This is a genomic window from Streptosporangium sp. NPDC049248, assembly GCF_040678965.1.
Classification (GTDB): domain Bacteria; phylum Actinomycetota; class Actinomycetes; order Streptosporangiales; family Streptosporangiaceae; genus Streptosporangium; species Streptosporangium fukuiense.
This window is the reverse complement of sequence record NZ_JBFAQY010000067.1, coordinates 1-6,545: the sequence shown is the minus strand read 5'-3', so window position 1 is coordinate 6,545 and position 6,545 is coordinate 1. Positions and strand designations below refer to the sequence as shown.

1 protein-coding gene is annotated in these 6,545 nt (G+C 72.9%); it reads right to left on the bottom strand.

The features are described from left to right. Positions 1-6,545 (bottom strand): type I polyketide synthase (locus tag AB0K21_RS44475; protein WP_364159221.1); only part of this gene is annotated, 6,545 nt, incomplete at both ends.

The window sequence follows — 6,545 nt, the reverse complement described above, 5'->3', positions numbered from 1 at the left end:
TCCACGAACGGCTCCAACGCCGCCGCACACTCCGCCATCCGCCCCGCGAACACCGCCGACTCCTCCAGCAGAGCCGCCCCCATCCCCGCCCACTGCGCCCCCTGACCCGGGAACACCCACACCGACCTACCGTCGATGTCCGCCACCCCGGACACCACCCCGGGCACCGACTCACCGGAAGCCACCGCGCCCAACCCCGCCAGCAACCCCTCCCGCTTACGCCCGACCACCACCGCCCGGTGCTCGAACACCGACCGCGACACCACCAGCGACGACCCCACATCCACCGGGTCAAGCTCGCCGTGCGCCTCCAGGTGCGCGCCCAGACGACGAGCCTGATCGTGCAGCGCCTGACCGGTCTTGCCCGAGATCACCCACGGCACCACGCTTGTCGCCGGCGCCATGTACTCCGCGCGCGGTTCGGCCTGCGGCGCCTCGGAACCCTGCTCCAGGATCAGGTGCGCGTTCGTTCCGCTGACCCCGAACGACGACACCCCGGCCCGGCGCGGGTGACCGTTCCGCGGCCACTCGACCGGCTCGGCCAGCAGCTCCACCGCACCCGAGGCCCAGTCCACGTGCGACGACGGCGTATCCACATGCAGCGTCCTGGGCAGGATCCCGTGCCGCATCGCCATGACCACCTTGATCACACCCGCGACACCGGCCGCGGCCTGCGTGTGACCGATGTTGGACTTGATCGACCCCAGCAGCAGCGGACGGTCCTCATCTCGCTCCTTACCGTAGGTGGCCAGCAGCGCCTGCGCCTCGATCGGGTCGCCCAACGTCGTGCCCGTACCGTGCGCCTCGACCATGTCCACCTCGGCCGACGACAGCCCGGAGGCGGCCAGCGCCTGGCGGATCACCCGCTGTTGCGACGGGCCGTTCGGCGCGGTCAGACCGTTGGACGCGCCGTCCTGGTTGATCGCCGACCCACGCAGGACCGCCAGGACCTGGTGACCGTTGCGCCGTGCGTCCGACAGCCGCTCCAGCACCAGCATGCCCACGCCCTCGGACCAGGTCGTACCGTCCGCGGCGTCGGAGAACGCCTTGCACCGGCCGTCAGGCGACAACCCGCCCTGACCGCTGAAATCGACGAACACCAACGGCGACGCCATCACCGTCACGCCGCCGGCCAAGGCCAGGCTGCATTCACCCGATCGCAGGGCCTGCGCGGCCATGTGCATCGCCACCAGCGACGACGAACACGCCGTGTCCACCGTCACCGCCGGGCCCTCCAGCCCCAGCGCGTACGAGACCCGGCCGGTGACGACGCTCCCGGCGCTGCCGTTGCTGACGAAGGTCATCACGTCCGGCGGGAACTCGGCGCTCGTCCCGTAGTCGTGGTAGATCACCCCGGCGAACACGCCGGTACGGCTGCCGCGCAGCGAGGTCGGGTCGATCCCGGCCCGCTCGATCGCCTCCCAGGACGTCTCCAGCAGCAGCCGCTGCTGCGGGTCCATCGCCAGCGCCTCACGCGGCGAGATCCCGAAGAACCCCGGGTCGAAGTCGGCCGCGTCGAGGAGGAATCCACCTTGGAAGTCCAGCTCGCCACGTGTCTGCCAGCCCCGGTCCCGTGGCAGCGGGGTGATGGCGTCCCGATCCTCGGCGACCAGCCGCCACAGATCCTCCGGAGAGCTCACCCCGCCCGGATAGCGGCAGGCCATCGACACGATCACGATCGGATCGTCCGCCACCGGCAGCACCGCCGACGGCACCCCCGCGTTCGCCTGCTCGCCCAGCAACTCGGCCAGCAGGAAGTCCGCCAGGACGGCCGGCGTCGGGTAGTCGAACACCATCGTCGCCGGCAGGCTCAAACCGGTCGCGGCGCGGAGCGCGTTGCGAAGTTCGACCGCGGTCAGCGAGTCGAACCCGAGGTCCTTGAAGGCCCGCTCGACCTCGACCGCATCCGCGCCGGAGTGCCGCAGCACCACGGCGATCTGCTCGCGGACCATGTCGCGCAGGACCTGCGACCGCTCGCCCGCCGGCAGCTCACGCAGCCGCGTCCGCAGGGCGGAGGCGGCCGACTGCTCGTCCTCCCGGAGGCTGAGGCCCGCCTCGACCAGGCTCAGCACCTCCGGCAGATCGCCGAGCAGAGCGCTCTGCCGTGCGGCGGTGAACGTCGGGGCGAACTGCTCCCATGCGATGTCGGCGACCGCCACCGTCGTGTCCCGGTGGGCGACCGCCCGCCACAGCGCGGTGACGGCCGCTCCCGGCGCCATCGCCCGCACGCCGCGCCTGGACAGGTAGTCCTGTGCCCCGTCGGCGGCGGCCATGCCGTCCCCGGCCCACGGGCCCCAGGCGACCGAGGTCGCCGCGGCTCCGCGCGCCCGCCGCCGGTCGGCGAGAGCGTCGAGGGAGGCGTTGGCGGCGGCGTAGGCCGCCTGGCCACCGCTGCCCCACACCGCGGCGATCGAGGAGAACAGCACGAAGAAGTCGAGTTCGCGGTCGCCCAGCAGCGCGTCGAGATTCAGCGCGCCGACGACCTTCGCCCGCATCACCTCTGCCAGTTCGGCGGCGGCCAGCCCGTCCAGGCTGTTCGCCGGGCTGACGCCGGCGGCGTGGACCACCCCGGTCAGCGGGTACTCGGCCGGGATATCGGCCAGCACGGCCGCGAGCGCGTCCGTGTCGGCCACGTCGCATGCCACGATGCTCACCCGGGCGCCCAGCGCGGTCAGCTCGTCGCGCAGCTCGGCCGCACCGCCGGCTTCCGCGCCCCGCCTGCTGGTCAGTACGAGATGTTCGACACCCTGGGCGGCCAGCCCTCGGGCCACATGAGCACCGAGCGCGCCGGTGCCACCGGTGATCAGGACCGTGCCGCGCGGTCGCGGCGTGGCGTCAGTGCCACGGTAAGGAGCGTGGGCCAGCCTGCGACCGTAGACGCCGGTCGAGCGGATCACCACCTGATCCTCGGAGCCGGGCACGGTGAGGACGCCCGCCAGCCAGGTCACCACCCGCTGGTCCAGCGTCTGGGGAAGGTCGATCAGTCCGCCCCAGCGCTGGGGGTGCTCCAGCGCGGCCACCCGGCCGAGGCCCCACACGGCCGCCTGGGCCGGGCTCGGCGCCGTGTCGGACCGCCCGAGCGAGACCGCGCCCTTCGTGACGCACCACAGCGGCGCCTCGACACCGGCATCGCCCAGCGCCTGCAGCAGGGTCACCGTCAGCGCCGAGCCGTCCGAGACGTTCGGCTCCGTGGCCTCACGCAGCGCCAGCAGCGATACCACCCCGGCCGGCTCCGTGTCGGCGCCGAGGCTCTCGCGTACCCGCTCGGCGAGCGCGGCCCGGTCCTGGCCGGATACGTCCAGCCGGATGGCCGCCGCCCCTGCCATCTGGACCACGGACTCCGCCCAGGCATCGCCGGCCAGCTCCGCGGGGACCACGACCAGCCAGGTGCCCGGCACGACGGCGGCCGAGACGCTGGTCAGCGGCTTCCAGATGACGCGGTATCGCCAGGAGTCCGCGACGGACGTCTCGCGCCGGGCCCGGCGCCACGACGTCAGCGCCGGCAGTACCGCGCCGAGCGTCTCCTGCTCCACGTCCAGCCTGGCCGCGAGGGACTGAAGGTCCTCACGCTCGATGGTGGCCCAGAACTCCGCGTCCACCGGGTCGGCCACGGCGGCCCCCTTGGCGGGGGCACCGCTCTCCGGCCAGAACCGCCGGTGCTCGAAGGGGTAGGTGGGCAGGTCGACCCGGCGTCCGCGCGGCAGCACCGCCCGCCAGTCCACCGGTACGCCGTGCACATGCAGGCGAGCCAGCGCCTCGGTAGCGGCCTCGTGCTCGTCCCGGTCCCCGCGCAGAACCGGCACCAGCACCACGTCCGCGCCGGAGTCCGAACTCTGGTCCGTTCCGCTCTGGCCCGGGTCGGCCGCGAGCGTGTCCTGGGCCATGGCGGTCAGCACGCCGTCGGGGCCGAGCTCCAGGTAGGCCCGCACCCCCTGGGAGTGCAGGGTGCGGACGCCGTCGGCGAAACGGACCGCGCCTCGCACCTGGTCCACCCAGTAGTCCGGCGAACACAGCCGCTCGGCTTCGGCCGCCCGCCCGGTCAGCGTGGACACGATCGGGATCCTCGGCACACGGTAGGTGAGCCTGCTCGCCAGGGCACGGAAGTCCTCCAGCATCGGCTCCATCAACGGCGAGTGGAACGCGTGCGACACCCGCAGCCGCTTCGCCCGAACCCCACGCTCCTCCAGCGCCGCGACGATCGCGAGCACCGGCTCCTCGACCCCGGCGATCACCACCGAGGCCGGACCGTTCACCGCCGCGATCGACACCTGGTCCTCGTGCCCGGCCAGCAGCTCTGCGACCTCCTCCTCGGAGGTCCGCACCGACACCATCGCCCCACCTTGCGGCAGCGCCTGCATCAACCGCGCCCGACCCGCCACCAACGCGCACGCGTCACTCAGCGACAACACCCCCGCCACATGCGCCGCCGTGATCTCCCCGATCGAGTGCCCGGCCAGCACGTTCGGCCGCACCCCCCACGAGGACACCAACCGGAACAAGGCGGTCTCCACCGCGAACAGCGCCGGCTGCGCCCACCCGGTCCGATCCAGCGCCTCCGCCCCGGCCGACCCCGGCTCGGCGAACAACACCTCCCGCAGCGACCCCTCCAGCATCGGCTCCAGCTCGGCGAGCACCTCGTCCAACGCCGCCGCGAACACCGGGAACCGGCCGTACAACTCCCGGCCCATCCCGGCCCGCTGGCTGCCCTGACCGGTGAACAGCACCGCGAGCCTCGGCTCCGCTCCCGCCGCGCCGCGCACCACACCCGCGCTCGGCCGGCCCTCGGCCAGAGCCTCCAGCCCGGCCAGCACCCCATCACGGTCGGCGGCCAGCACCACCGCCCGATGCTCGAACACCGACCGCATCGTGGCCAGCGAGAACGCGGTGTCGGCCAGTGCCACCTCACTGCGATCCCCCACGTGCGAGGCCAGCCGCCCGGCCTGCGCCCGCAACGCCTGCGCCGTACGGGCCGACACCAGCACCGGCAGCACACCCGCGGCCGGCGCCCGCTCCTCGCCCCGCGACTCCGTCTCAGCGGCCTCCGGCCCCTGCTCCAGGATCACGTGCGCGTTGGTGCCGCTGATGCCGAACGACGACACCCCCGCCCGACGCGGACGACCGTTCCTCGGCCACTCCGTCGCCTCGGTCAGCAACTCCACCGCACCCGAGGCCCAGTCCACATGCGACGACGGCGCGTCCACGTGCAACGTCCGAGGCAGGACCCCGTTCCGGAGAGCCATCACCATCTTGATCACACCGGCCACACCCGCGGCCGCCTGCGTGTGACCGAGGTTCGACTTGATCGCGCCCAGCAGCAGCGGCCGGTCGGCCTCACGGTTCTGCCCGTAGGTGGCCAGCAGCGCCTGGGCCTCGATCGGGTCACCCAGCCTGGTGCCGGTGCCGTGCGCCTCGACCGCGTCCACCTCGGACGGCGACAAGCCCGCGCCGGCCAGCGCCTGGCGGATCACCCGCTGCTGCGAGGGACCGTTCGGCGCGGTCAACCCGTTGGACGCACCGTCCTGGTTGACCGCCGAACCCCGCACCACCGCCAGCACCTCATGGCCGTTGCGGCGCGCGTCCGACAACCGCTCCAGCACCAGCACTCCCAGGCCCTCGGACCAGCTGGTGCCGTCCGCGCCGTCGGAGAACGCCTTGCACCGGCCATCGGGCGCCAGCCCTCCCTGGGCGCTGAAGCCGATGAACCCGAGCGGGGTGGTCATCACCGTGACACCACCTGCCAGCGCCAGGCCGCACTCGCCCGAACGCAGCGCCTGCGCCGCCATGTGCAACGCCACCAGCGACGACGAGCAGGCGGTGTCCACCGTCACCGCCGGGCCCTCCAGACCCAGCGTGTAGGACAGGCGACCCGACAGCACGCTGGCCGCCATGCCGGTGATGGCGTGACCCTGAACATCCGCCTGCGCGTTCATCACCAGGCTCGCGTAGTCCTGGCCGTTGGTGCCCACGAACACCCCGGTGGAGCTGCCCTTCAGCGAGACCGGGTCGATACCGGCCCGCTCGACCGCCTCCCACACCCCCTCCAGCAGCAGCCGCTGCTGCGGGTCCATCGCCAGCGCCTCACGCGGCGAGATCCCGAAGAATCCGGCGTCAAATCCGGCCGCATCCGCCAGGAACCCGCCCTGACCGGTCGCGCTACCACCCTGACCGTTGGAGCCCGCCGCCGACAGCATCTCCAGATCCCAGCCTCGATCGGCGGGGAAGGGCGAGATCGCGTCCTCGCCCTCGGACAGCAACCGCCACAGCTCTTCCGGCGAGTTCACCCCGCCGGGGAACCTGCAGCTCATCCCCACGATCACGATCGGATCATCCGCCACCGACGTCCTCGGCCCGGCCACCACACCCGACCCGGCGGCCTGGTCCTGCCGGCCGAGCAGTTCCGACACCAGGAACCGCGCCAGCACGGTCGGCGTCGGGTAGTCGAACACCAGTGTCGCCGGCAGCCGCAGCCCGGTGACCGCGTTGAGCCGGTTACGCAGCTCGACGGCGGTAAGAGAGTCGAAGCCCAACTCGCGGAACTCACGGCC